We start from the raw sequence: 25828 nt of genomic DNA, 5'->3' as shown, positions 1-25828 counted from the left end.
TGAGGAGCGGAGGGTCAGGACGGTTCCGGCTCCTTGCCCGCGCCGTGAAAGCTGTAGCGGGAAATGAGCCGCTTCATGCTCAGGCCCTGCACGATGATGGAGAAGACAACAACGGCATAGGTCGCCGTCAGCAACGCCGGTTTATACGCATTGTCCGGCAGGGAAAGCGCCAGCGCCACGGAAATGCCGCCTCTCAGCCCGCCCCAGGTGAGAATGGCAATGGTACCTTCCTCGAATTTTTCGCGGATGCTGAGCAGCCGGATGGGCATGGCCACGGAAACCAGCCGCCCGAAAAGCACGATGGGAATGGCCGCAAGCGCCAGAGGCAGGTTCACGCTGTTCCAGGATATGACCAGCACCTCCAGCCCGATGAGCAGGAACAGCACCGAATTGAGGATCTCATCCAGCAGCGTCCAGAACTGAAAGACATGCTGGCGCGTCTTCTTGCTCATGGCGAAACGGGCGCCGTGATTGCCGATCAGCAACCCGGCCACGACCATGGCGATCGGACCGGATATATGCAGATGCAGCGCCAGCGCATAGGTGGCGAACACAAGGGCAAGCGTGATGAGCACTTCGAGATTGTGCTCATCAATCTGGCGCATGCCAAGATAGGCAATCCACCCTGTAATGCCGCCAAGAAGCGCTCCTCCCAGGGCCTCAAGCGTAAAAAGCTTGATGATGGACCAAACGCTCACACTTTCCGCCGCATGATGTGCCGCCGCCGCTTCCTGCGGTGTCGGGTCGAGTAGGCCGGGATCCGCCGTCATGGCGATGGCCAGCATCACCGTGAAGACGACAACGCCAACGCCATCATTGAACAGGGATTCGCCGGCGATTTTCGCCCTCAGCAGCTTCGGAACCTTGATCGTTTTCAAAAGGCCAAGCACGGCCACGGGATCCGTCGGCGAAATGAGCGCGCCGAAAACCAGGGCCCAGACGAAAGGCACACACGCGCCCAGCATCTTGCTGGCGTAATAAATGCCGGCTGCGATGACAAAGGTGGAAATCAGCACCCCGAGCGTTGCCATCAGGCCAATGGCCCACTTGCGCGCCGCCAGCTCGGAAAAATCCACATGCACCGCACCGGCAAACAACAGAACGGCCAGCATGCCGTTCATCAGCACGTTGGCGAAATCCAGTTCCTTCAGTGTGTGAATGGTGGCCTGCGCAATGCCGAGAGAGGGAAAGACGAGATCGGCCCCGACGATGAGGGCAGACGCGATCAGGCCCATGACAACAAGCCCGATCGTGTGCGGCAGTTTCAGCCACACGTGATTGACGTATCCAAACAGGGCGGAAAGCAGAAGCAGAAGAGCGGCGATGTCAAAAATCGACATGATTTTTGCCCCCCGGTCCAGATGATCCCCGCTTTAAAGACCCGTAAAGGGCCGGTCAACGCCCGGCCTTGCCACGGGGCCGACCCGTCTTCGTCTTGCCACGCGCCTTTTTCCGGCCGTTGCGTGTCTGCGACTGATCTTTCGCAGTCGTGAATCCCGCCTCGCCCGCCGGCTGCTCGGCAGAGGATACCGGCCCCTCCATGCTTTCCATCAGCAACGCACGCAGGCGTCTGGCTTCATCGCGCAGCCGCGCCGCTTCCTCGAATTCCAGATTGGCCGCCGCTTCGCGCATGCGCTTTTCCAGATCGGCGATCACCTGCTCGATATTGTGTCCGGCCAGCGTGCCCTTTTCCTTGGCCGGGCCGATCCGCACCGTAACGTGATCGGCTTCATACGGGCTTTCAATGATGTCGTCGATGTTCCGCTTCACGCTTTCCGGCGTGATGCCGTGTTCCGCATTCCACTTCAGCTGCTTTTCACGGCGGCGCCTGGTTTCGGCGATGGCGCGTTCCAGCGAGCCGGTCATGGTATCGGCATAACAGATCACGCGGCCTTCCACATTGCGCGCCGCACGCCCGAAGGTCTGAATAAGCGAGGTTTCCGAACGCAGAAAACCCTCCTTGTCGGCATCGAGAATGGCCACCAGCGCACATTCAGGAATGTCCAGCCCCTCGCGCAACAGGTTGATGCCCACCAGCACATCAAAGGCACCCAGACGCAGATCGCGGATGATTTCAATGCGTTCGATGGTGTCGATGTCCGAATGCATATAGCGCACGCGCAGGCCCTGCTCATGCATGAATTCGGTCAGATCCTCGGCCATGCGCTTGGTCAGCACCGTGATTAAAGTGCGATAGCCGCGTTCGGCGGTGGCGCGCGCCTCGGCGATGACATCCTCCACCTGATTGGTGCAGGGCCGCACGATCACTTCCGGATCGACAAGCCCCGTCGGGCGAATGACCTGCTCGACGAAAACGCCGCCCGTCTGCTCCAGTTCCCAGGGCCCCGGCGTTGCCGAGACATAGATGGTCTGCGGCCGCATCATGTCCCATTCCTCGAACCGAAGCGGCCTGTTGTCCACGCAGGAGGGCAGACGGAACCCGTATTCCGCCAGTGTTGCCTTGCGGTTGTAGTCACCGCGGAACATGCCGCCCAGTTGTGGCACGGTCACGTGGCTTTCGTCCACGAACAGGATGGCATTCTCGGGCAGATACTCGAACAGTGTCGGCGGCGGCTCACCGGGGCGGCGGCCGGTAAGATAGCGTGAGTAGTTCTCAATACCCTTGCAGGTACCGGTGGCCAGCATCATTTCGATGTCGAACAGCGTGCGCTGTTCCAGCCGTTGCGCTTCCAGCTCGCGACCAAGCGCGCGGAACTGTTCCACCCGCTCGCGCAGCTCTTCCTTGATACGGGCGATGGCTTGTTCCAGCGTCGGTTTCGGTGTGACGTAATGCGAATTGGCGTAGACCTTCACCTGCTTCAGAAGGGCAGTGCGCTTGCCGGTCAGCGGATCGAACTCGACGATCTCCTCCACCTCATCACCGAACATGGAAATGCGCCACGCCCGGTCCTCAAGATGCGAGGGCCACACTTCGATCACATCACCGCGCACGCGGAAGGTCCCGCGCATGAAGGCGGCATCGTTGCGCTGGTATTGCAGCTTCACCAAGTCATCGAGAATCTGCTTTTGCGGCAGCACGTCTCCCACCGCCAGCGGCAGGGCCATGGCGGCATAGGTCTCCACATCGCCAATGCCGTAGATGCAGGAGACGGAGGCAACCACGATCACATCATCACGCTCCAGAAGCGCCCGCGTTGCCGCATGACGCATGCGGTCGATCTGCTCGTTGATTGCGCTGTCCTTCTCGATATAGGTGTCCGTCTTTGGCACATAGGCCTCGGGCTGGTAGTAGTCGTAATAGGAAACGAAATATTCGACGGCATTGTCTGGAAAGAAGGACTTGAATTCACCATAGAGCTGCGCTGCCAGGGTCTTGTTGGGTGCAAGAATCAGGGCCGGCCGCTGCGTGGCCTCGATGACCTTGGCCATGGTGAAGGTCTTGCCTGAGCCGGTCACGCCCAGCAGCACCTGATCGGACAGCCCGTCATTCAGGCCCGCCACCAGCTGCTTGATGGCTTCCGGCTGATCACCCCGGGGCTCGAACTCCGAAACCAGGCGGAAAGGCTTGCCGCCTTCGGATTTCTGCGGGCGCTGCGGCCTGTGCGGCCTGAAATCCGGACAAAATGGCGGCGGCGGCCGCAAACGCGCCAGAGCCTCCTGCCCGGCCCGGGCCCGCGCCAGGGGATCGTCCGGATGAAGCGCAGGCGCCGGAGCTTCCTCCATGCCCAGCGGTCGTATGCCGGATGTGCGCGAATGTCCCATGGTTGCGTCAACGACGGGCGCTGTCGTTACATTGATTCAAAGGGAACGGCCCGTCTTTTCTCGTGTCCCGATTTTTAATCCGGGGGAAACTGGCGCACCCGAGAGGATTCGAACCTCTGACCCCTGCCTTCGGAGGGCAGTGCTCTATCCAGCTGAGCTACGGGTGCTCATGCAATCGACAGCCGCGGATCGATCGCCTCCCCCTATACCGCACCCGGCTTCGTCTGTCCATCTGTATCGCCGTCACCGTTTGCCTGCGTGACGGAGGAGCCGGAAGCCTCCTCTTCCGCCTCGATGGCCTGCCGCGCCCAGGCCACGCGCACGATGGCGCCGTGTTCCGGCGCGGGGCGATTGGCCAGCCCGATCTGAGCACCGCTGCGCTCCAGCAGTGTCTTGGCAATGAAGAACCCGAGCCCCATGCCGGGAGAAAGTTCGCCGTCGATCTCGCCAATGTCCTCTTTTCGATAATAGCCGCCGCGGGTGGTGACGAACGGCTCGCCCAGCCGATCCATGATGTCCTCCGGAAAACCCGGGCCATCGTCCATGATGGTCACGGCGATTTCCTCCTCGTTCCATTCCGCGGTGATGATCACCTCGCTCTCGGCGAAATCGCAGGCGTTCTCCACCAGATTGCCCAGGCCATAAATGATGCCGGGACTGCGTTTCAGAACCGGCTCGGGCAGCGGATTGCCGGAAGCATCAAAATCGGGCTGCAGGACCATGCGCACGTCCAGATCCGGGCCGCGCACAGGTTCGATGATCTCTTCCAGCATGGCCCGGAGTTTTACCCGCGCCAGCATGGCATCACCCCCGCGCGTGTGATCGGCCAGTTGCGCCAGAATATGCCGGCAGCGTTCCGCCTGCGAGATGATGAGATCGAGATCGTCACAAAAACGGCCGTCCACCTCCTTTACGCCGGAATCTCCTTCATCGCCGCATTTCGGACATTCCCGCCGCATCTCCTTGGCAACGAGCGCGATGGTGGCCAGCGGCGTTCCCAGCTCGTGCGCTGCCGCCGCCGCCAGTCCGTCAAGCGCGTAAAGCTGTTGCTGACGCGCTAAAGCCAGCTCCGTTGCCTTCAGCGCTTCGGCCATCTCGCGGGATTCGAGAGCGATGCGGTGTGCATAAAAGGCGGTGAAGGCAATGCCGGAAACCAGGGCGCCCCACATGCCCAGGATATAGAGTTTCGGCAGCTCGAAGGGATGATCCGGCCACCAGGGCAGCGGCATGTGAAAGAAGGCCAGCAGGGTGATCATGGCCAGCGCCAGCATACCAAGCACGATGGTCCGCTGCCATGTGAGCGTGGTGGCCGCAATGGTCACCGGCGCCAGAAACAGGATGGAAAAGGGGTTTTGCAGCCCGCCGGTGAGAAACAGCAGCACCGACAGCTGAATGACATCGAACGCCAGCAGCGCCAGGGCATGCCGTTCCTCCAGCCGCGTGCCGGTGCGCCAGCGCAAGGCCAGGAACACGTTCAGCCAGGCCGTCAACGCAATCACGATCACCGCCGGCCAGAAGGGCATTTCAAACCCCAAAACCAGCGACACGAACAGAACGGCAATCAATTGGCCCAGCACGGCAAGCCAGCGCAGGCGCACAAGCGTCTGCAGCCGCACCCGCCGCGGCTTTGCATCGCCGTGCTGTCTGTGTGAAACTGCGCAACCCTGTGTCATGCCGTTCTGCATCCCGGATTTTCCATCTGGCGGATGCCTTTGTGTGCAACCATTTGCCACACGTCAAACCGGCACGCCGCAATCGTTATATATGGTTCAGGCATGAATGCGCTTTCCAGTGCGAGGGCTCCGTCATGGCGAAAAAGACGACCAGAACCGGAAAATCCGCCCTGCCCGTGATTGTTGGCGTGATCGTGGCGGCAGTGCTGACCATAGCCCTGCTCGTCTGGCTGGGGCAAAGAGGCGGAGACGCCAACAGGGCATCCACCGGCGAGAGCCTTATCGGCGGCAGTTTCACGCTCGTCAATCAGGATGGCAAGCCCTTTACCGACAAGGATCTGCGCGGGAAATACGCCCTTATCTATTTCGGTTACACCCATTGCCCCGATGTCTGCCCCACCTCGCTTCAGGCCATGTCGGACGCGCTGGACAAGCTGGGGCCTCTCGCCGACCGCATCCGCCCGGTCATGATTTCCGTTGATCCCGAGCGCGACACGCCCGAACAGATGAAGGACTATCTCAGCAACTTCCGCGAAGGTTTCATCGGCCTGACCGGCACTCCGGAACAGGTCCGGCAGGCAGCCCAGGCTTTCCGCGTCTTCTACCGCAAGGTTCTTGAAGACAAGGGCGAAGCGGAGAAGGCCGCCTCCGGCGATTACCTGATGGATCACTCCTCCATTATCTATCTCATGGATCCCGAAGGCCGCTATGTGGATCATTATCCTTCAAGCATAGATCCCGACCGCCTTGCAGAAGGCATCCGCAAGGCCATCGCCGAGCATGAAAAGAAAAACACATCAAGCTGAAAAAACATGGGGCGACAAGCGGCTCGAAAATCCGCTTTTTGTGCGAATTTTCGTTCGGGGGCCAGAAAGCTGCTGTTTTGAACCACCAAAAATTCACGAACGGGCAGCGTTTGCCTGCGGCAGGAAACACATCGCGCCACGATCCACCAGACAGTCGGTAATGCCCGCACCAACCCACATGCTCAAAAGCGCCGCCCAGGAAACAAGCGCAAAGACCGATCCGCCGGTAATGCCAGCGCCAACCGCGCATCCCCCCGCCAGCATGCCGCCAAAGCCCATCAGCGCCGCACCCGCGATATAGCGTTTCATTGAATGCGCGCCCTCAAAACCCTGAAGCTTCAACTCCTTGAACAGCCAGGCGCCGATGAACGAACCGAGGAAAACACCCGGCACGAGACCGATATCGAACTCGAAAGGATCTTCCGGCAAGGTCAGCGCCAGCATCAGCGTGTCAGCAGACGGTCCGGTGAAAGTGAGCGCCTTGACCGGTATGACGCGAAAGGCGCTGATCGACATGGAATAGGTAAAGAACCAGGCCAGCGCCACCATGGCCCCGACCATCACCGCCGTGAACGCCCAGCGCCAGCCGATGCGGTTGCGCAGCGAAAACCAGATGGCCGCCACCAGCCACACAAGGCCGATGGCCAGCCCCGCCGGCTGGGTGAGCCCGAGAAATTCGAGAAGATTTGTGCCCTCTTCCGGCGTGATCGTCCACAGGGCGGCAAGATGATCACGCAGGGGCGAAAGAATCCCGTGCAGGCTCGCCTGTGCCACCACTGCGAATATGAGCCCGGAAAGCAGGGCGCGCAGGTTTCCGGTCGCGGCCAGCACCAGCAGACGAGAGGAGCAGCCGCGAGCCAGGATCATGCCGATGCCGAACATCAGCCCGCCGATGATGGCGCCGGAAAGAGAGCCGGTGGAAGCCAGGTGCTTGGTCTGGGATACATCCAGAAGACCGGTGAGAATGAGCGCCTGTGTCAGTACCACCGCCGCCGAGAATGTCAGCAGCCAGATGGCAAGCGGCGATTTGTGCTCTCCCCGCACGAAGGTGATCACCGCCGAGCGCAGGCAGAAGCGGGAACGCTGGGCGAAGAAACCAAACAGGATTCCGATGACAAGTCCGCCAAGAACGATCAGGCGGTCTTCATCCACCAGATCGATCAGCCATACCAGATCCATGATGCTGCTCCTGCGCCCGGTCTCTTCGGTATGAATTTCTCCGCTTCTCCCCAAGCGTGGAAGTAATGGCTACTCTCATTCTTTCGGCAAAACCTTGATCCCAATCAAGCTGACCGGATGAAGCGGCTGAATTGGCCTGTCAGTGCGCCCTCTTGTTTGCCTTTCACCTGAGGAGTACTCTGCCAGCGGTGAAAGAACCGGCAAGGGCATGCTTGGCTGGATTTGGATCGTGCGGCGAACGGCGCTGACATATGTCTTCGGTTTCGTCCTGATCATGCCGCTTTCGGCATGTGTGCAGGATGGCACCGCCCCGCGCATCGAGGCCGCGGCCCAACAGCCCGGTGCCATTCCCGCCAGAAGTTTTTTCGCCCACATCAATGATCGCCTGCAAAAGGCCTTCGCCCCCCGGCGCATCACCCTCGAGGAGCGCCAGAAGCTGGGCGATGCGCTCACTGATGCCATGCTCAAGCAGGTCAAGCTCTCCACGGATGAGAAGAAACTTGAGAGAGTGCGCGCCATTATGCGCCGCCTTGCCGCGGCAGACGATTCCGGCCTGAGATGGCAGGTCTATCTTGTGGATGATCCCAAACCCAACGCCTTCACCACCGGCGGCGGCCACCTCTTCATCACCACCGGCATGCTGGACGTTCTGGAAAACGATGACCAGATCGCCACGGTTCTGGCGCATGAAATGGCGCACAATCGGCTGGCGCACGTGGTTCTGGCCGAGGAGAAGCGTCAGATGGCGCGCAAGGCGCATGAATTCTCCAGGGAAGTGCTGGAAAAGCGCTGGAACATGGCCTGGCTTGGCAAGTCGCTCTCCTTTATCGTCAACACCTCGCTGAACACCTATTCGCGGGCACAGGAAGACGAGGCGGATGAGGAGGGCATGGCCCTGCTGGTGAAAGCCGGATACAAACCGCAGGTGATGCTCGAAACCTTTGACCGCATGCGGAAAATCTATAGGGAAAGGCCGGGTCTGGCCAATTTCTTCTATGGCAATCACCCGCTTTACAAGGATCGGCGCTGGCACATCGAAAATCTCATTCGCGCCCATTACCGCGCTCAGGCCGGCCTGCCGCCGCCGCGTCCACCCAATTTCGGCCCGCGCCGCCGGAAAACGCAGAAAAGCGCGGATCAGACTCCTGCGCGCACCGGAAAATCCGAAACGCCGCCCCTTTCGGCATCCACTGTCTACTGAACGGCACGCAGGAGATTGCACGTGAAAGATTGAACGCGAGTGATTGAATGTGCCGGAATGCTGGTCCGTTCTTGGGTGGGAAGAAAAGATCGGAAAAGGAAAAAGATTGGAGCGGGCGACGGGAATCGAACCCGCGACACCGAGCTTGGGAAGCTCGTGCTCTGCCAACTGAGCTACGCCCGCATCCGACGTCAAAATAGATACTCATTCGGCGCCCGATTGTAAATCCTGTACCTGCCCGCGTTTGTGTCTGACCTGCATCACCGGCAGGCGAAATCCGCTGTTGAACGCTCGCGGGTTTTCTGACACACAAAGGGCCAGATCCGAAAGGGCGCGCAAGGGCCCGTGAGAGGGCCCACGCCCGAAAACCCGAAGAGACAACGGCGAAGAAAGAGCCATGTTCATTCAGACGGAAGCGACTCCCAATCCCAATACCTTAAAGTTCCTGCCCGGTCAGCCGGTGGTATCCGGCCCGCCGCGCGATTTCACCTCGAAGGAAGAGGCCGAGGCCTCACCCCTTGCCCGCCGCTTATTCGAGCTGGAAGGCGTGCGCGGCGTTTTTCTCGGGCCGGACTTCATTTCCGTCACTCGTTCCGATGATGCCGAGTGGACCACGCTGAAACCCGCCATTCTCGGCGTCATCATGGAACACTATCTCTCCGGCGAGCCGGCGGTGGAGGGTGAATCCGCAGGCGTGAAGGAATTCTACGACGAGAAGGACGCCGAAATCGTCCGCCAGATCAAGGAGCTTCTCGACACCCGCGTGCGCCCGGCCGTGGCACAGGATGGCGGCGACATCACCTTTCAGGGTTACAAGGACGGTGTTGTCTACCTTCAGATGGTGGGCGCCTGCTCCGGCTGCCCTTCGGCAACGGCCACCCTCAAGCAGGGCGTGGAAAATCTTCTGCGACACTTCATTCCGCAGATCCAGGAGGTGCAGGAGGTGTCCGGCCCCATGCCCGGGCGCTGAGCGGAAATATCCCCGCCGGGCTCGGGCGATCCACAGGCGTGTAATGGAGGAATCATGGACTGGCAGGCGTGTGGCAATCCCATCGATCAGCGGGCGCTTGATCAGATCTTTCTTCAGGCGCGCAGTTTCAACGGCTGGCAGGACAAGCCGGTCAGCGACGAATGCCTGCGCCAGATCGTCGATCTCATGAAGATGGGCCCCACCTCGGCCAACTGTCAGCCCATCCGCATCATCTTTCTCAAGTCAAAGGACGCCAAGAAGCGCTTAAAGCCCCATCTCATGGAAGGCAACGTCCACAAGGCGATGACCGCTCCCGTCGTTGCCATTCTCGGCCATGATCTTGAGTTTTATGAGCGCCTGCCCCGCTATTTTCCCCACACGGATGCCAGGAGCTGGTTCGTCGGCAATCAGCCGCTGATCGAGGAAACCGCCTTTCGCAATGGCACGCTGCAGGCGGCCTATCTGATCATTGCCGCGCGGGCCCTCGGCCTTGATGCCGGCCCCATGTCCGGATTCGATCAGGATGGCGTGAACAAGGAATTCTTCAAGGGCACCAGCATCCGCGTGAATTTCATCTGCGCGCTGGGATATGGCGATCCCGCCTCGCTGTTTCCGCGCTCACCGCGCCCAGAGTTCGAGGAGATCGCCGAGATCATCTGACGGCGCAGGGAGAGGCTCCGTATCCTCAGCCAGAGCGCACGAGCGGGCGCGGCAGAAACGGCGGCCGGATGAAGCCGAAAGCCGCAAGAAGGAGACAAATCCATGCTCATTCTCGGTATGGACAGCTGCCTGCAAGCCTGCTCAGTCGCTCTCTGTGATCGCGCCTCCGGTCAGGTGCTCAGCCACCGCCGCGAGGAACTGGAGCGCGGCCATGCCGAGATCCTCCCGGACATGGTGGATGCCGTTATGATGGATGCCGGCGATCCCTATGAGCGGCTTGCGTTCATTGCCGTCACCCGTGGTCCCGGATCCTTCACCGGTGTGCGCATTGGCCTCTCCTTTGCCCGCGCCCTGGGTGTCACCCTCGAGATACCGGTCACCGCCATGACCACGCTGGAGGCCATAGCCCGCAATGTCGGGGCCAATCCCGAGCGCCTGCCCGTCGCTTCGGTCATCGATGCCCGCCGCGATGAGGTGTATATCCAGGTTTTCGATGCCGATTATGCACCGCTGACTGATGCCATGGCCGTGCGTGCGGATGAGGCGGCGGCCATCCTGCCGCCGGGGCCCTGCCTGCTCATCGGCACCGGTGCCGAATTCCTCGCCGATGAGGACACCGGTCGGTTTCTCGCCGATGCCAGCCCTCTTCCCGATGCCGAAGTCGTGGCCATGCACAGCCTGGTGGAACCGGCGCCGCAGACCCTGCCGGAGCCGCTCTATCTGCGCCCGCCCGATGCCAAGCCGCAGGGCCCCCTGAACAACGTCAAGTAACTCAAAAAACAAAGGGCCGCCGCCACGATGCGCATGGTTCATGCGCGTGTTATGCGCCGCATTGTCCGTGACCATGATCCGAGGAAATGATCATGCCGCCGGAGTCCGCAATTTCCCTGCGTCCGTTGAAACCGGATGATGCGGCCTCCTTGGCGCGCATGCATGCGCTGTCCTTTGCGCAGGAACGCCCCTGGTCTGCCGAGGAGTTCGCACGCCTGCTTGCCATGCCCACCTGCCGGGGACTGCTGCTTGAGGAAGACGGCAGGCTTGCAGGCTTCATCCTCTGTCAGGTTGCCGACCGCGAAGGCGAAATCCTCACGCTCGCCGTCGTGCCCGAAAGCCGCCGCCGCGGTCATGCCAGCCGCCTGCTTGCCACGGCCATGGCCGATATGGTCATGAGCGGTGTTCAGCGCGTTATTCTGGAAGTGGCCGTGAACAACAAACCCGCCCGCGCCCTGTATGAATCACACGGCTTTCGCCCCGCCGGGCGTCGGCCGAATTATTACCTCACGCAATCCGGTGAGCGTGTGGATGCCCTGATCATGGTGCACATTTCCGGCGCCGGCTGCGGTTGTGATGATTGATTCTAAGGCTTGCGCAATGGCCGGCTGATGAGGGCTATTGAATGCATTTGGGCATGGGGAGTCCAAAACGGATCCATTTCCCTCATGTCTCATCGCTGTTGAGCCTGAAGGCCGGATGCAAATCATTACGGCTGCGAATCGTAATGCCAAGGTCGCGCAACAGCCCGTCGGCAATGTCATAGACCCAGCCGTGCACGGCAAGCGCGCGCCCGTCCGCCCAGGCTTTCTGCACACTGGCCGTGCGCGCCACATTGTGCACCTGCGCCATGACATTCAGCTCCACCAGCCGCCGTGGCCGCTCTTCTTCCGGCAATGCGGCAATTTCATCATAATGCGCCCGCCACACGTCGCGGATGTGGGCAAGCCAGTTGTCAATGGCGCCGAGTTTGCAACCGGAAAGCGCCGCCTGCACGCCGCCGCATCCGTAATGCCCCACCACGAGGATGTGCCGCACTTCGAGGATTTCCACCGCATACTGGATGACGGACAGCACGTTGAGATCCGAATGCGGCACCACATTGGCGATGTTGCGGTGCACGAAGACCTCGCCGGGCTTGAGCCCCACGATCGTATTCGCCGGAACCCGGGAATCCGAACAGCCGATCCAGAGAAACGCCGGCTTCTGCACCGCCGCCAGCCGGCTGAAATAATCCGCATCTTCGTTCAGAATGCCCTGAACCCAGCGCCGGTTGTTTTCCAGAAGATCAGCCGGGGAAAGCATACGTCCCTCATGGTCATGATCCGCCATGGCAACCTCTTTTCAAACCGCCCGGCGAACGGATTTTCAAATCAACCGTCTGCCCGGAGGCGCCATCAGTTGTCATCCATCTTCAGCGCCTTGATGAAGGCATCCTGCGGAATGTTCACCTTGCCGAACTCCCGCATGCGCTTCTTGCCCGCCTTCTGCTTTTCCAGAAGCTTGCGCTTGCGCGAAACGTCGCCGCCATAGCACTTGGCGGTCACATCCTTGCGCAGGGCGGGAATGGTCTCGCGCGCGATGATCTTGCCGCCGATGGCTGCCTGAATGGGGATCTTGAACAGATGCCGCGGGATCAGCTCCTTCAGCTTCTCGCACATGGCACGGCCGCGGCTCTGGGCGCGATCGCGATGCACGATCACGGAAAGCGCATCCACCGGCTCGCCATTGACCAGGATCTGCATCTTGACGAGATCGCCCGGCCGATAGCCGATCATGTGATAGTCAAAGCTGGCATAGCCGCGGGTGACGGACTTCAGCCGGTCGTAGAAATCGAAAACCACCTCATTAAGCGGCAGCTCATAGACCACCATGGCGCGGCTGCCGGCATAGGTGAGATCCTTCTGAATGCCGCGCCGGTCCTGACACAGCTTGAGAACGTCGCCGAGATAGTCGTCCGGAACCAGGATGGTGGCCTCGATCCACGGCTCCTCGATGTGATCGATCTTGACCACATCGGGCATGTCCGCCGGGTTGTGCAGCTCTTTCATCGTGCCGTCGGTCATGTGCACGCGGTAGATCACTGAAGGCGCGGTGGTGATGATATCGATTCCGAACTCCCGCTCCAGCCGCTCGCGCACGATCTCCAGATGCAACAGGCCCAGAAAGCCGCAGCGGAAGCCAAAGCCCAACGCGGCGGAGGTCTCCATCTCGTATTCGAAGCTGGCATCATTCAGCCGCAGCTTCGCCATGGCATCGCGCAGGTCCTCGAACTCCGCAGAATCCACCGGAAAGAAGCCGGCAAAGACCACAGGCTGCGCCGGCTTGAACCCGGGCAGGGGCTCTTCCGTGGGGCGTTGCGCATCCGTAATGGTATCGCCAACGCGCGTATCGGCCACTTCCTTGATGGAGGCGGTGATAAACCCGATCTCACCCGGCCCCAGGCTTTCCACCTGTTCCTTCTTGGGCGTGAACACGCCTACGCGGTCAATCACGTATTCCGCGCCCGAGGACATCAGGCGGATCTTCTGTCCCTTCTTCAGCCGGCCATCAAAGACGCGCACGAGAACGACAACACCGAGATAGGGATCGTACCAGGAGTCAACGAGCAGGGCCTTCAGCGGCGCCTCCTCGTCGCCCTCCGGCGGCGGCAGACGATGGACAATGGCCTCCAGCACCTCTTCCACGCCCTGTCCGGTCTTGGCCGAAATCTCGATGGCTTCGGACGCATCCAGCCCGATCACGTCCTCGATCTGCTGTTTCACGCGCTCCGGCTCCGCCGCCGGCAGGTCGATCTTGTTGAGGACGGGAATGATCTCGTGATCGTGCTCGATGGCCTGATAGACATTGGCCAGCGTCTGCGCCTCCACGCCCTGCGAGGCATCCACCACAAGCAGCGATCCCTCCACGGCGGAAAGCGAGCGCGACACCTCATAGGCAAAGTCCACGTGCCCCGGCGTGTCGATGAGATTGAGCACGTAGGTCTGACCATCACGCGCGGTATAGTTCAGGCGCACGGTCTGCGCCTTGATGGTGATGCCGCGCTCGCGCTCCAGCTCCATGTTGTCCAGCACCTGCTCCTTCATCTCGCGGTCGGAAAGGCCGCCGCAGATCTGGATCAGGCGATCGGCGAGCGTGGACTTACCGTGATCGATATGCGCGATGATGGAGAAGTTGCGTATGTTCTTTTGCCTGCTCATGTGCGGGCAGATGGCATGCCCTCTCAAGCCCGTCAAGAGCGGGCATGCCTTCGCGTCAGGAGAAGTAGCCGGCGGCGATGAGCCAGAAGAGCACAGCGCCCAGCACGAAGCGATAGATCACGAAGGGAACCAGCCCCACTTTCGTGATCACCCGCATGAGAAAGGCAATGGCCCCCAGCGCCACCACAAAGGTGAGCGCACCGGTAAGCAGGGCATCGTTGGAGATGCGCGCACCGCTGGAAATGGCCTCGCCCAGCACCAGAATACCGGCGCCGGCAATGGCGGGAATGCCGAGCAGGAAGGAGAAGCGCGCCGCTTCCACCCGCGTCATGCCAAGAAAGCGCCCCGCCGACATGGTGATGCCGGAGCGCGATGTGCCGGGAATGATGGCTATGGCCTGCGCAATACCGATGATGAAACTCTGCGCAAGGGAAAGATCCTCGGTGCGCTTGACCTGACGCCCCACGAGATCCGCAACCAGCATGACGATGCCGAAAAGAATGGCATTGACGGCCACGAGCATCGGCGTGCGAAAACTTTCCTGCAGCCCGCTTTTCTTCAGGGCCAGCCCGAAGACGACGGCGGGGATCGTCGCAATGACGATGTAAAGCGCAAGCTTCGCCCGCGCCGTCATGCGCCCGCGCAAAAGCTCCAGCCCGCCGAGGAACAGCTGCCACACATCCCGGTGAAAATAGACGAGCACGGCCAGAAACGAGCCCATGTGCACCATGACGTCCACGATCAGGCCCTGATCCTGCCAGTGCATCAGCTTCGGCACCAAAATGAGATGCCCCGAAGAGGAGATCGGCAGAAATTCCGTGATGCCCTGCACCAGGGCAAGAACGATGATCTGTTCGATGGTCATGGATCAGGGCCCGTGTTTGCCGTGCGCTGATGTCTTTCGCGGTTGAAACGTGCCGGAAATCGGTTGGCACAGTTCCATGATGGCGGTTAAGAGCGGCTTAACCTTGCTGAATCCTTTCCGCAACGAAACCCACCCCGGAATCCGTCATTGGCCGGCTGGCCTTCAGCAGCCGTTTCGCCGCTTCTGACTTCGGATTGAGCAGAACACTGGCCGCATGGCGCAGCTCCGCGATCCGCCCCTTCTCCATGACGGCCACTTCATCGGCAATCAGACGCACCATCTCCAGATCATGGGTGATGAACAACACGGTCAGATCATGCTGTTCCTGGAGCCTTTTCAGCAAAGAAACGACATCTCGCCGGGTAATGGCATCCAGCGCCGAGGTAATTTCATCGCAGATCATCACCACCGGTTCGGCCGCCAGCGCCCGCGCAATGGCCAGCCGCTGCTTCTGTCCGCCGGAAAGGGTGCGCACCGGCCGGTTTAAGGGGATGTCGGCAAGTTCCACATCCTTCAAAAGCGCCTGTATCCGTTCCGTCAGGGCCGGTTTCGACAGTCTGAAAAAAAGTTTCAGGGGGCGCGCCAGAATGTCGCCCACCCGATGCGCCGGATTGAGGGAAAGATCGGCGGCCTGATGCACCAGCTGGATTTTCTGACGCAAGCTTTTGTCCCGTTTGTCCAGCCGGGGCGGCAATGCCCGCCCTTCAAGCAGAACCTGCCCGGAACGCGGCGGCAGCAGCCCGCAGATGACCCGGGCCAGCGTGCTCTTGCCGGAGCCCGATTCACCCACCAATGCCAGCGTCCGCCCCTTTTCAAGCCGGAAGGCAACATTGCGCACCACATCCGGTCCGTTTTCATAGCCGGCGGTGACATCGCGCACTTCAAGCACGGGCTCAGCCGGCAGTTTCGGCACCGGAACGTGTTCGTCGCTTCGCACCAGGGCCTGCGTGTAGGGATGACGCGGCGCGCGCAGGATTTGCCGCGCTTCTCCGGCTTCGACGATTCGCCCGCGATGCAGAACAAGGATGCGCTGCGCCATGCGCGCCACCACGGAAAGATCATGGCTGATGAACAAGGCCGCAGCCCCGCTTTGCCGCAGCCGTTCCGCAATGGCTGAGAGCACTTCCTCCTGCGTGGCCACATCCAGGGCGGATGTCGGCTCGTCGAACACGATGAGATCGGGCCCGCAGATCATGGCCATGGCCGTCATCGCCCGCTGCAATTGCCCGCCTGAAAGCTGATGCGGATAGCGGTTCAGCAATACATCCGGGTCCGGCAGTTTCAGGGCGGCATATTCCGCTTCCGCCTGGCGCAGGCCCGTTGTTTCGTCCATCAGCCCGTGCACGACACCGCGATCGATGGTCTGCCTGCCCAGCCGCAAAGCGGGATTGAAGGAAGCCGCCGCATGCTGCGCCACATAGGCCATGCGCCCCGCCCGCAACGCACGCAGCTCGTTTTCGCTCACCGAGAGCAGGTCAAGCCCGTCGAACCACACCTCGCCCGAAACAATCCGCAGCCCTTCCCGAACATGCCCCAGACAGGCAAGGCCCAGCGTGCTCTTGCCTGCGCCCGATTCGCCGACGATCCCCAGAATTTCACCGCGCTTCAGCGAAAAAGAGACATCATCGAGGATCTGTCGCCCGTTTTCGGCCCATATCGACACATGGCGCACCCGCAGCAGCGATCCGGATCTGTGCGGCGGACAGGCGATGCGCGTCATGATCCCGGCCCCTCCTCCTTGAGCGCCAGAACGTCCCTGTCCTGCTCTAAAGCATCAATGAGCAGGTTCACGATCAGGGCGATTGCGGCGATCAGCGCGGCGGGAATCAGCGGCGTGATGTCGCCATAAGTGATGAGCTGAGCATTTTCCCGCACCAGCGAGCCCAGATCGGCCGCCGGCGGCTGCAGGCCAAGGCCGAGAAAGGCGAGCGTGGCGATGGTCAGAAAGACGAAGGAAAACCGCATGCCCGCTTCCGCTGCCAGCGGGATGCGGATGTTGGGCAGAATTTCCCGCCACATGATCCAGGGCAGATGCTCGCCCCGCAGCCGGGCCGCCTCCACATAATCCAGCGCCGTTTCGCGCAAGGCCAGCGCGCGGGTGAGCCTGAACACCCGCGTCGAATCCAGCAAACCGATGATTGCCACCAGCTGAAACGATCCCGTGCCGACTATGGCCAGCATCACCAGGGCAAAAATCAGCGCCGGCAGGGCCATGAGCGCATCCACCAGACGCGAAAGCACCTGATCGACAAGCCGTCCGCCACTGGCGGCAAGCAGGCCGAGATTGACGCCGATGAGAAAGGACAAGGCCGTTGCCGCAATCGCCAGCCCCAAGGAATTGCGCAAACCAAACAGCAGACGGGAGAAAAAGTCGCGCCCCAGCTGATCCGTGCCCAGCCAGTGTGTCGCGCTCCAGGGTTCGAAAGGTCCGCCAACGATCTCCGCTTCGCCATAGGGCGCAAGCAAAGGCGCAAACAGCCCCGCAATCAGGATTGCGCCGAGCAGCCCTTCCAGAACCAGCACCCGCAGGGATCCAGGTTTGGCCGCTTTAAGCCCGTGTTTTGCAGGCGCGGAATATGACGGTCTGAATCGCGTTCGTAACAGGAATGCATGTCGCCAGCGCCGCACTTTGCGCGGTATGCGCCGAATTCGTGCGAAACGTTCGCCTGCCGCGCTCATGTCGCCGCCTCCGTGCGCAGGCGCGGGTTGGCAAGGATGGTCACGATATCGGCCAGGAGATTGAGGCCGATATAGACCGAGGCGAAAACAAGGGCGCAGGCCTGCACCACCGGAATGTCCCGCGCCGCCACCGCATCCACCATCAATCGCCCCGCTCCGGGATAGACGAACACCGTCTCGGTCACCACCACGCCGGTGATCAGCCAGGCGAGATTGAACGCGACGATATTGGCCAGCGGCCCCGCCGTGTTGGGCAGGGCGTGATGCAACAGGCGATAGCGCGGCGGCAATCCTTTCAGCACGGCCATTTCCATCCACGGCTTGCCAAAGGTTTCCACGACGCTCGCCCGCGTCATGCGCAGGATATGTGCCGTTACCACGAAGGAGAGCGTCAGCGTGGGCAGGATCAGCCGCTCCGCCTGCTCCAGTAGCGGCCGGGCCGGATCAAGCGTGGCCAGCGACGGCAGCAAGCGCCATTTCACCGCCAGCCAGGTGATCAGGACATATCCGATGAGAAATTCCGGCATCGCCATAAAGACAAGCGCCATGAAGGTGATGATCTTGTCCGGCCAGCGTCCGCGATAGCGGGCGGCGAGTAGCCCGAGCGCAAGGGCGCTCGGCACCGCCACCAGCGCCGCCAGCAGGGCAAGCAGAAAGGTATTGCCAAGCCGCGGCAGCAGAATTGCCGCAACCGGCCGCCCCCCGTCTGCCGTGCGCCCGGAAAAGGACAGGCCAAAATCTCCCTGCAAGGCGCCAGTCAGCCATTCGAAATAGCGCACCACCGCCGACTTGTTCAGGCCCAGCGCCTCACGCAGGGCCTGCACCGCCTCTTCGGTGGCGTTCTGCCCGAGGATGGCGCGCGCAAAATCCCCCGGCAGCAGCTCCACGGAAAAGAAGATGATCGCGGAAACCACCACCAGCGTCATCGCGCCCAGCAAGAGCCGGCGTATGATCATGCGCACAAGGGGAGACATGCCCATCTCTTCACGCCCTGCCTGCAATAGGTGTGGCATGGGCGAAAGTTCGGGTCAATCCATCCCGCCGGTCTTATCCTTCGGGACGACAGGGCACCGGTCCGATGAACACCTGCTCGCCTGGCTTGGGCGTGAAATCGAATTCCGCAATGCACGTGCCGGCATCGCTGACGATGCGCACCCGGTTGTGCGCCTTTAAGTTTTCCAGGAAAGCCTGACCGTCATAGCCAACGATGGCCGGTTCCGCTCCGTCGCCCGCATCCTCCGGGTAGACCTCCGAGCCTACCGCGATGGGCGCACCCTTGTCGTCGACGAAACTTACCAACGCCGCCGAGGCCTGCATCTTGATGCCGAAGTCCACCACCACGCCGGATTTCTGCGGCGGCACGACATAGGCCTTATCACGCGGGATTTGGGCATCGACCGGCAGGGTTTCCGGATCAATGGAAATCTTGTTGCGCTCAAACGTGCGCACGGTGGGAATGAGCAGTCGCCCGTCCCGCCCCGTCTTGCCAATCACGCGGTTTTCATAGCGCACGGTCACCCCCGGCGCACCGGCGTTCACAATGGCGAAGGAATCATCGATGCGGTTGCTGGCAAAAATGCTGCGATCCGCCACCACGAGCGCCCCGTCCACGCTGGCGTGGCCATAGGTGTTGTCTTCCATCTGCATGGCCGTGGCCCGGAAGGTGGCCTTCGGCGTGCGCCATGCCAGAGAGGCCTGCGCAGACTTCAGGTCACCATAAGTGGCCCGCGCCCGCCAGCCCACGCTGTAATCCTCCTGCTTCAGCGCCTTGTCATAACTGGCGCTGACACGCCAGCGCCCGGCCTCATCATAGGAACCGCCGGTGGACACCGTGCCCTTATCCCCGCCCAACGGAATGGTGACACCGACAAAAACGGAAGGCCGCTTCGGCTTCTTCAGGTCGATCACGGCCGTCGCATACAGTTGGGCGGCGCCGAAGAGCTTCTGGCTGTAGTTGAGAGACAGCGAATGCGTGTGTTCTCCGGCGGCATCCTGATTGTGGATGTATCCGGCCGAGATGGACGCGCCGATCTCGTCAAAACCGTAACCCAGGCTAACCGTATCCAGCGCTTTCGGCATGCGCGCGCCGGTGGTCACCGCGCCTTTCGGCGCACCGGTTTCAGGGGCTGGTGCCGTGATCGAGGCCAGATCGAGATAGTCCCCAAACGTACGCTGACTGGACGCGTTGAAGCTGAAGGATGCAATTCGCGTTTCCGCCTGCGCATGGAAAAGCAGGCCATCGCCGATGCTGTTGTGTGAATAGGCCACCGCAGCGCCCAGCAGCAGGCGGTCGAAAAGCACGCCGGTGAGCCCGCCGCCGACAAGCTGCACATCCTGGGCCAGCTCGGTGTGACCATGAACCGTCAGCGCATCGAACAGGCCGTAACGTACCGAGGCGCTGCCCACCGGGTCCTTGCCATAGTCGAAAGACTTGGCCCCGTAATTGCGGCGTGCCACGCCGGCGGCGGCGGAGAATTCCAAAAGCCCCTTGCGCAGCAGCGATGGGGAAACATAGAACTTGCGCCGCGCCACCACCGTCTTGCCCGTGGCATCATGCATCACCAGGCGTGCTTCGCCGCTGCCGGAAATGGCCGGAATGTTGGCGATCGTGAATGGTCCCGGCGCCACCTCCTGGCTGTGCACCTTGATGTTGTTCAGATAGACATCCACCGTGGTCGGCACCGCCGCCGTGCCCGAAAGCGAAGGCAAGGGTGTGGTGATGATATCCGGGCGCACCTTGAAGTTCCGCGAGATGCGAACACCGCCAAGGCGGATCGGCCGCGCCCAGGCCGGCCCTGCCGTGATCACGTCGCCCGCCGCATAGGTCATCGCGCGCTCAAGATCCGTATAGCGCCAGGTGGTATTCAGGCGGATGACCTGTGCCTTGCGAAATTCATCAACACGCAAGATTCCGGCAGCGGAGAGCGTGCCATAGGGTGAATAGATCCAGCCGTCGAGATTGGCGGAAAAGCCTTCGAAGGTCGTGGCGGCAAAGGCGTGTTCCGCCCGGGCCGAGGCGAAGAGGGAATAGTTCACGACAAGCCCCGTTCCCGGCGTGCTGACGGAGAAGGTGCGGGCGGCATTGCCGCCGTGCAGGTCATAAACCTTGGCCAGCCGTCGCCCTTCCGGCACCGTGATGCGTAGCTGCTGTGCGCTTTCGTCATATTCGGCCTCAGCCTCCATGTCGGAAAGCGCAACCCAGTCCTCATCCTTTGCGCCTTTGGGCGGCACAAGCCCCAGTTCGCGCAGCTCCTTGGCCCGGGCGGAAAACGTGCCGTCGGGATTGCGTCTGAATTCGCCGACAAGATGGGTGGGCTGCCCGTTGATGAAGACCTCGAGATAGAGAAGATCATCGCCCGCCTGCGCCAGGGCCGGATCCACCGGCGGCAGGGCGTTCATGTCGAAAGCCCTTTCGGAAATCAGCAGATCGCCCTTGCCCGCAGCGGCAGAATCGAGGCGGTCTCCCTTGCCGTCCGCCGCTTTCTGCGCGCCTTGGTCTGCAGAGGACGCCGCTTCCGGGCGGGCAAGCACCGCATCCGGCGAGGCCAGCGGCACGATCCCCTGTGCCTGAACGGCACGGTTTGCGAGCAAAGGGTGGAAGAAAGCGAAGGACAGACTCAGGGCCCATGCGGCAATCCGTGCCGGAAGCGTGTTGTGCATCCTCTGCCGCATGATGGCGTTCATGCGTTTAACGCACCCGCACCTTTGCGGTGAAGGGCCCATTCTGCCTCTTTCCCCTGATCACGAGCGTTGCGGGAATTTTCCGGGCCGAAACGACCCAGGCCTTGGAAGACTTGCCCAGCACATAACCGGCCAGACCTTTCATCCGGGCGATCACGCCCCCTCCGGCGGCGGAAATGGTCATGTCGCTTAAGCGTGCATGTTTATCGCCCAGATTGCGCACACGAATGATCAGCCGCCGTCCCTTTTTCTGCGCCTGCCAGGACAGCTTGGGGGGCTTGGCGTTCCGCGCGGTGAAGAACACCGGAATGGAGTAACGCACGGCGAACACCACGCCCTGTTTCACCTTGCGCCGATCCGGGATCTCATCGACGATCAGCCGATAGCTCTCCTCGCCGCGCACCGCGCGCTTGACCGTGCGCACGATGCGCACGACGTTTTCCCGGCCTGGCCGCAGGCGCAAAAGCGGCGGGCTGGCCACAACCTCGCGCGTGGGCAGAAGCTGATCGCGGCCGTCCTTCTGTATCCAGCGGAAGACGCGCACCTGCGCCGTGATGGGCGTGCGCCCCATGTTCTTGAGCGTCAGCCGGCTCGCCGCGGCCGGTGCCATGACCTGAACGTTCACAGGCCGAACGTGCACCTGTGCGGCTTCTGAGCTGATGGAGCCGGTCGCCAGTCCGGCGAAAACGGCGAATACAGCGAAGGAACGCGCGAACGTCTTCATGCCGTACCCCTTGGAAATCGGAAATCAAGCTGATCGAACGACGGGGCGAAGAGCTTGCAACCCGGACAGCGGCGCTCCGGCCGCCGCAAGGGGACAAAGACCCTGCGACGGCCGGAACGGATCTGTCATCAGTAGGTGACCGTGATGGTCACGGTGTCCGTGTAGGTGCCGGCCGGCGGCGTGGCCTGCGGCGGCACGCGGCCATAGACCGTGAAGGTCTGGTCAACGCCCGTGCCCGTGGAGGACACCGTGTTGGTATCGTCCCACAGGGTGGTGCGGCCGCTGTCCTGATACAGCTCGTAGGTCACGAACTTGGTGCCATCGCTGTTGGCCATGCGCGAAGTGCCGCCCGAGGCATTCTGACCATTGTCCAGCGCGATGGTGTAATCGGTGTTCTCCGTGCAGCGGACCACGAAGGTGGAGGTGGCGTCCACATTGCTGTTCAGCAGACCCACCGAGCCGAAGTTCATGTCCGTCGGCGAGGTGATCTCGCAGTCATCCTCGATGGTGATCTGCGTTTGGAAGGTGGACGTAACCGTCGAAGCGGCCTGAGCCGCAGAGGCCATGGCTGCCACGGCGGCAGCCGCAAGGATGCCGTGAAGGATCTTCTTCATTGCTCTTACTCCGTCTACTCACTGTCCGTCTTGCAACGCCGGGCCTTCCGTTTTGTCTTTTTGTGAAGGCCCCGGTGAGATGGGTTTTTTGTCTGGTTTTCCCCCATCCGCATTCGAGACTCGCAGCCAATTCTGAATCGGATGTTAAACGGCAGTGAGTACTGACCCCCGGCTAATCCTGCATTTGCGAAGATTTGAATTTATGTTTTCTCAAAGTTTAACGGCTTTTGGTTTCCTGTTAGTTAATTATCATCTGTAAGTAGATTTGACCATTTGATATATGCAATCATGGAGAGAGAAGAATTGTACCGAAATGCAAGAGAACTCGGGCGAGAAACATCTCACCATGCGCATTTCTTCCGTGCACGGATTTGTCTTCGCGCCAGAGAGTGGTATATGGAGGTTGCCGGGGGTGCGACAGATTGGATACGACAGACGGGAGAGGACATCCGTCTGAGCGAGGAATGGAAACGCAACAAGCGCCGTCTTGGGCGAGAACAAGGACGGGAGCACCCATGGCCAGCCAGCATTTCATCATCGCCGACGATCATCCCCTGTTCCGCACGGCTCTCAAGCAGGTTCTCGCGCGCGAGATGCCGGATGTGGCCCTGTCGGAGGCGGGCACGCTGGAGGAAATCATCTCTCTGCTCGCAAACGGTCCGGAACCGGATCTGATCCTGCTGGACCTGAAGATGCCCGGTGTTCAGGGGTTCTCCGGCCTGGCCTATTTGCGGGCGCAGTATCCGGGCATTCCGGTGGTGGTCATTTCCGCCGTGGAGGAACCGTCGGTCATTCGCCGTGCCATTTCGCTGGGCGCTTCCGGTTTCATTCCCAAGTCAGCCTCGGCGGAGCAGATGCAGAAGGCCCTTCAGGACGTGCTGGCCGGCGAGGTGGCCGTACCGGAGGATGTTTCCCTCGATGTCGCCGATGATGAGGAGCTTGAGGAGATGGCCCGCCGGCTCTCCACCCTCACACCCCAGCAGATGCGCGTGCTTATGATGCTGCGCGAAGGATTGCTGAACAAGCAGATCGCCTATGAACTCGGCGTATCGGAAGCCACCATCAAGGCCCATGTCTCGGCCATTCTCCAGAAACTGAACGTGGAAAGCCGCACGCAGGCCGTCATTGCCGCTTCCCGCGTCGATGGTGTGCTCATCGCGCCGGACCGTATCTGATCAATCATCCCGCTTCACCGGCTGATTGCTCCGGTTTGCGGATCGTCTAGAAGGGCGCCCGCACCCTTCACCTCTTGTCATCTCCTGGCGTTCGCGCGCCATTGTGACAGGGCCACGCCTGCCAGTGTCACCGCGGCAAAGGCGATCTGCAGAAGGTTGAGCGTCTCACCGAGCGTGGCCCAGCTCATGATCACGGCCAGCACCGGGATCAGATTGACAAGAGCAGCGGCCTGTGCCGCCGGCAGCCTGGCCACGCCCGTGTTGTAAAGCCCATAGGCCAGAACGGTCACGCCCACGCCGAGATAGACGAGAAGAGAGAGATCGAACAGGCTGGAAAAGAGGGGTTCGGGCTGGGTGAACAGCGTCACCGCTCCGGGAAGAAACAGGAAAAAACCGCCCGTCATCTGAATGCCGGTCAGCAGCCAGATGTCATAGCGCTGCCCCAGGCGCTTCACGATCATGATGTAACCCACCGCACACACCATGGCGAGGAATTCCAGAAGATTGCCCAGCCATGGCGCGGGCGCATGAATATCGGCCTCTCCCGCCAGGGTCAGCCCCACCACGCCAAGAACGGACAGAATCAGCCCTGCCACCATCTGCCCGCTCAGCCGCTCCCGGAAGAACAGGGCGCCGCCCGCCGCGGCCATGAGGGGGAAAAGGGCCACGACCATGCCGGCCTGTGCGGCGGAGGTATATTGAAGCGCTTTTGTTTCCAGGAGAAAATAAAGCCCCGGCTCGAAGATCACCAGGGCGAGAAGCCACCAGCCATCTCCCCTTTCTCTCTGCGCACGCGGCCAGCTGCGCACCATCAGCGGCAACAGGACCAGGCTGGCAATGGCCATGCGCACCCAGACCATGGCCATGGGATCCATGCGCGCCAGCAGGGATTTCATGGCGGGAAAGGCACTGGCCCACAGAAACACGGCGCCAAATACGGCGATCAATGCCCGCCGTCTGTGCGTGGCCGATGCCGGCGAAGAAACCAGGACACTCATGAGCCATCCTTTCCGCATTCTTCCTCGGCCAGGATGGCCCGCAATCCGCTGCGATAGTCCGCATACCGGGGCTGCCAGCCCAGCCGCGCCTTGAGCTTGCGATTGCTGACGCGCTTGGATTCTCCATAAAACGAGCGGGCCATGGGCGAAAGCGTATCGGCAACCTCCTCGTAAGACTTCAGCGGCGGCGGTGTCATGCCAAGCAGCGCATGGGCAAAAAGGGCCACGTCATGTGGTGGCGCCGGCAGGTCATCAGTGACGTTATAGATCTCACCCGGCGTTGGCGACTGCATGGACAGCATCAGCGCCTCGATAAGATCATCCACATGAATGCGCGAGAACACCTGTCCTTCCTTCACGATCAGGGCAGAGCGCGCACCGGCCCGGGCCTTGTCAAGCGGGCTGCGTCCAGGGCCATAGATGCCGGGCAGGCGAAAGATGTGAACCGGCAACCCATATTCCGCATGCAGAGCCAGCCAGGCCCGTTCTGCCGCCAGGCGCCTTTGTCCGCGCATCGTGAGCGGGCGTGGCTTCGTTGTTTCATCCACCCATGCCCCGCCATGATCGCCATAGACACCGACAGTGGAGAGATAGCCCACCCACATCAGGTGCTCCTTGTGCGCGATCAGCTGATCCCTCAGCACGCGCAGCGCGGGATCGCCGGCATCATCCGGCGGGATGGAGCTGAGAACGTGTGTAATGCCTTCCCAGGCCGCATCGGGAAGGGGCGTGCTGGCATCAAAAATGAAGGCGCGTGCCCCTTCCCGGGCGATGGCCTCAAGACCCGTTTCATCCCGGGCCGTGCCTGTCACCGCCCAGCCCGCCGCGCGCAGCCGCCGCGCAAGCCGTGTGGCGACATAGCCCATGCCCAGGGCGAGAAGCCCTTTGTTTTCAGAACCGTTGGCCATG

Annotated in this window: 22 protein-coding genes and 2 tRNA genes; 7 read left to right on the top strand and 17 right to left on the bottom strand. The window is 61.4% G+C overall.

Annotation, left to right across the window (positions count from 1 at the left end; translation table 11 throughout):
- Positions 1-14 precede the first annotated feature (14 nt).
- From EK16_RS06350 to EK16_RS06335, 4 genes are all read right to left on the bottom strand, one after another.
- Positions 15-1340, bottom strand: coding sequence for a cation:proton antiporter (locus EK16_RS06350; protein ID WP_038035383.1), 1326 nt, complete (start codon positions 1338-1340; stop codon positions 15-17).
- A gap of 55 nt (positions 1341-1395) precedes the next feature.
- Positions 1396-3723 (bottom strand): excinuclease ABC subunit UvrB, encoded by a 2328-nt coding sequence (gene uvrB / locus EK16_RS06345; RefSeq protein ID WP_081910321.1) that lies wholly within the window; start codon positions 3721-3723, stop codon positions 1396-1398.
- 90 nt (positions 3724-3813) lie between these two features.
- Positions 3814-3890, bottom strand: a tRNA-Arg gene (locus EK16_RS06340).
- Between the two features lie 36 nt (positions 3891-3926).
- Entirely contained in the window at positions 3927-5396 is a 1470-nt protein-coding gene (locus EK16_RS06335) for an ActS/PrrB/RegB family redox-sensitive histidine kinase (protein ID WP_156098507.1), read from the bottom strand.
- A gap of 134 nt (positions 5397-5530) precedes the next feature.
- On the opposite strand from EK16_RS06335, the gene EK16_RS06330 reads away from it, so the two are divergent.
- On the top strand, positions 5531-6202 hold the full coding sequence (locus EK16_RS06330; RefSeq protein ID WP_051929012.1) for an SCO family protein: 672 nt from the start codon (positions 5531-5533) through the stop codon (positions 6200-6202).
- 93 nt (positions 6203-6295) lie between these two features.
- Here the strand turns inward: EK16_RS06330 and EK16_RS06325 are convergent, their stop codons facing one another.
- Positions 6296-7381, bottom strand: a complete 1086-nt coding sequence (locus EK16_RS06325) for a YeeE/YedE family protein (protein WP_038035382.1) — start codon at positions 7379-7381, stop codon at positions 6296-6298.
- Positions 7382-7589: 208 nt separating this feature from the next.
- Here EK16_RS06325 and EK16_RS06320 point away from each other — a divergent pair, with 208 nt between their 5' ends.
- Positions 7590-8582, top strand: coding sequence for a M48 family metallopeptidase (locus EK16_RS06320; protein WP_038035379.1), 993 nt, complete (start codon positions 7590-7592; stop codon positions 8580-8582).
- Positions 8583-8689: 107 nt separating this feature from the next.
- Here the strand turns inward: EK16_RS06320 and EK16_RS06315 are convergent.
- A tRNA-Gly gene (locus tag EK16_RS06315) sits at positions 8690-8765 on the bottom strand.
- A gap of 214 nt (positions 8766-8979) precedes the next feature.
- On the opposite strand from EK16_RS06315, the gene EK16_RS06310 reads away from it, so the two are divergent.
- From EK16_RS06310 to rimI, 4 genes are all read left to right on the top strand, one after another.
- Positions 8980-9552, top strand: a complete 573-nt coding sequence (locus EK16_RS06310) for a NifU family protein (RefSeq protein ID WP_038035378.1) — start codon at positions 8980-8982, stop codon at positions 9550-9552.
- 54 nt (positions 9553-9606) lie between these two features.
- A complete protein-coding gene (locus EK16_RS06305; RefSeq protein ID WP_038035375.1) occupies positions 9607-10212 on the top strand; it encodes a malonic semialdehyde reductase in 606 nt (201 codons plus the stop codon).
- Positions 10213-10314: 102 nt separating this feature from the next.
- Complete coding sequence (tsaB, locus tag EK16_RS06300; RefSeq protein WP_038035372.1) at positions 10315-10983, top strand: tRNA (adenosine(37)-N6)-threonylcarbamoyltransferase complex dimerization subunit type 1 TsaB; 669 nt, start codon at positions 10315-10317, stop codon at positions 10981-10983.
- Between the two features lie 92 nt (positions 10984-11075).
- On the top strand, positions 11076-11567 hold the full coding sequence (gene rimI / locus EK16_RS06295; protein ID WP_038036118.1) for a ribosomal protein S18-alanine N-acetyltransferase: 492 nt from the start codon (positions 11076-11078) through the stop codon (positions 11565-11567).
- A gap of 82 nt (positions 11568-11649) precedes the next feature.
- Here rimI and can read toward each other — a convergent pair whose 3' ends face one another.
- From can to EK16_RS06250, 9 genes are all read right to left on the bottom strand, one after another.
- On the bottom strand, positions 11650-12315 hold the full coding sequence (gene can, locus EK16_RS06290) for a carbonate dehydratase (RefSeq protein ID WP_231573623.1): 666 nt from the start codon (positions 12313-12315) through the stop codon (positions 11650-11652).
- 65 nt (positions 12316-12380) lie between these two features.
- Complete coding sequence (lepA, locus tag EK16_RS06285) at positions 12381-14183, bottom strand: translation elongation factor 4 (protein WP_038035368.1); 1803 nt, start codon at positions 14181-14183, stop codon at positions 12381-12383.
- 55 nt (positions 14184-14238) lie between these two features.
- A complete protein-coding gene (locus EK16_RS06280; RefSeq protein ID WP_038035366.1) occupies positions 14239-15048 on the bottom strand; it encodes an undecaprenyl-diphosphate phosphatase in 810 nt (269 codons plus the stop codon).
- Positions 15049-15145: 97 nt separating this feature from the next.
- Positions 15146-16768 carry an ABC transporter ATP-binding protein gene (locus EK16_RS12590; protein ID WP_051929011.1) on the bottom strand — a complete coding sequence of 541 codons (1623 nt, stop codon included), beginning with the start codon at positions 16766-16768 and terminating at the stop codon, positions 15146-15148.
- A complete protein-coding gene (locus EK16_RS06270) occupies positions 16765-17571 on the bottom strand; it encodes an ABC transporter permease (RefSeq protein WP_231573622.1) in 807 nt (268 codons plus the stop codon). The genes EK16_RS12590 and EK16_RS06270 overlap by 4 nt, the downstream gene beginning before the upstream one ends.
- 152 nt (positions 17572-17723) lie before the next feature.
- A complete protein-coding gene (locus tag EK16_RS06265; RefSeq protein WP_369793087.1) occupies positions 17724-18707 on the bottom strand; it encodes an ABC transporter permease in 984 nt (327 codons plus the stop codon).
- A 67-nt stretch (positions 18708-18774) separates the two neighbouring features.
- Positions 18775-21399, bottom strand: a complete 2625-nt coding sequence (locus EK16_RS06260; protein ID WP_197059630.1) for a fimbria/pilus outer membrane usher protein — start codon at positions 21397-21399, stop codon at positions 18775-18777.
- A 16-nt stretch (positions 21400-21415) separates the two neighbouring features.
- Positions 21416-22132, bottom strand: coding sequence for a fimbrial biogenesis chaperone (locus EK16_RS06255; protein ID WP_038035364.1), 717 nt, complete (start codon positions 22130-22132; stop codon positions 21416-21418).
- 128 nt (positions 22133-22260) lie between these two features.
- Complete coding sequence (locus EK16_RS06250; RefSeq protein ID WP_038035362.1) at positions 22261-22746, bottom strand: Csu type fimbrial protein; 486 nt, start codon at positions 22744-22746, stop codon at positions 22261-22263.
- Between the two features lie 515 nt (positions 22747-23261).
- Here EK16_RS06250 and EK16_RS06245 point away from each other — a divergent pair.
- Positions 23262-23921, top strand: coding sequence for a response regulator (locus EK16_RS06245; RefSeq protein ID WP_038035361.1), 660 nt, complete (start codon positions 23262-23264; stop codon positions 23919-23921).
- Between the two features lie 77 nt (positions 23922-23998).
- Here EK16_RS06245 and EK16_RS06240 read toward each other — a convergent pair whose 3' ends face one another.
- Both EK16_RS06240 and EK16_RS06235 read right to left on the bottom strand, forming a co-directional pair.
- Complete coding sequence (locus tag EK16_RS06240) at positions 23999-24919, bottom strand: DMT family transporter (protein ID WP_197059629.1); 921 nt, start codon at positions 24917-24919, stop codon at positions 23999-24001.
- Positions 24916-25827 (bottom strand): SDR family oxidoreductase, encoded by a 912-nt coding sequence (locus EK16_RS06235; RefSeq protein WP_038036110.1) that lies wholly within the window; start codon positions 25825-25827, stop codon positions 24916-24918. Before EK16_RS06235 ends, EK16_RS06240 begins: the two co-directional genes overlap by 4 nt.
- Position 25828 lies beyond the last annotated feature (1 nt).

This window comes from Thermopetrobacter sp. TC1 (assembly GCF_000746275.1).
GTDB lineage: Bacteria > Pseudomonadota > Alphaproteobacteria > Rhizobiales > Aestuariivirgaceae > Thermopetrobacter.
This window is presented reverse-complemented; position numbering and strand designations above follow the sequence as displayed.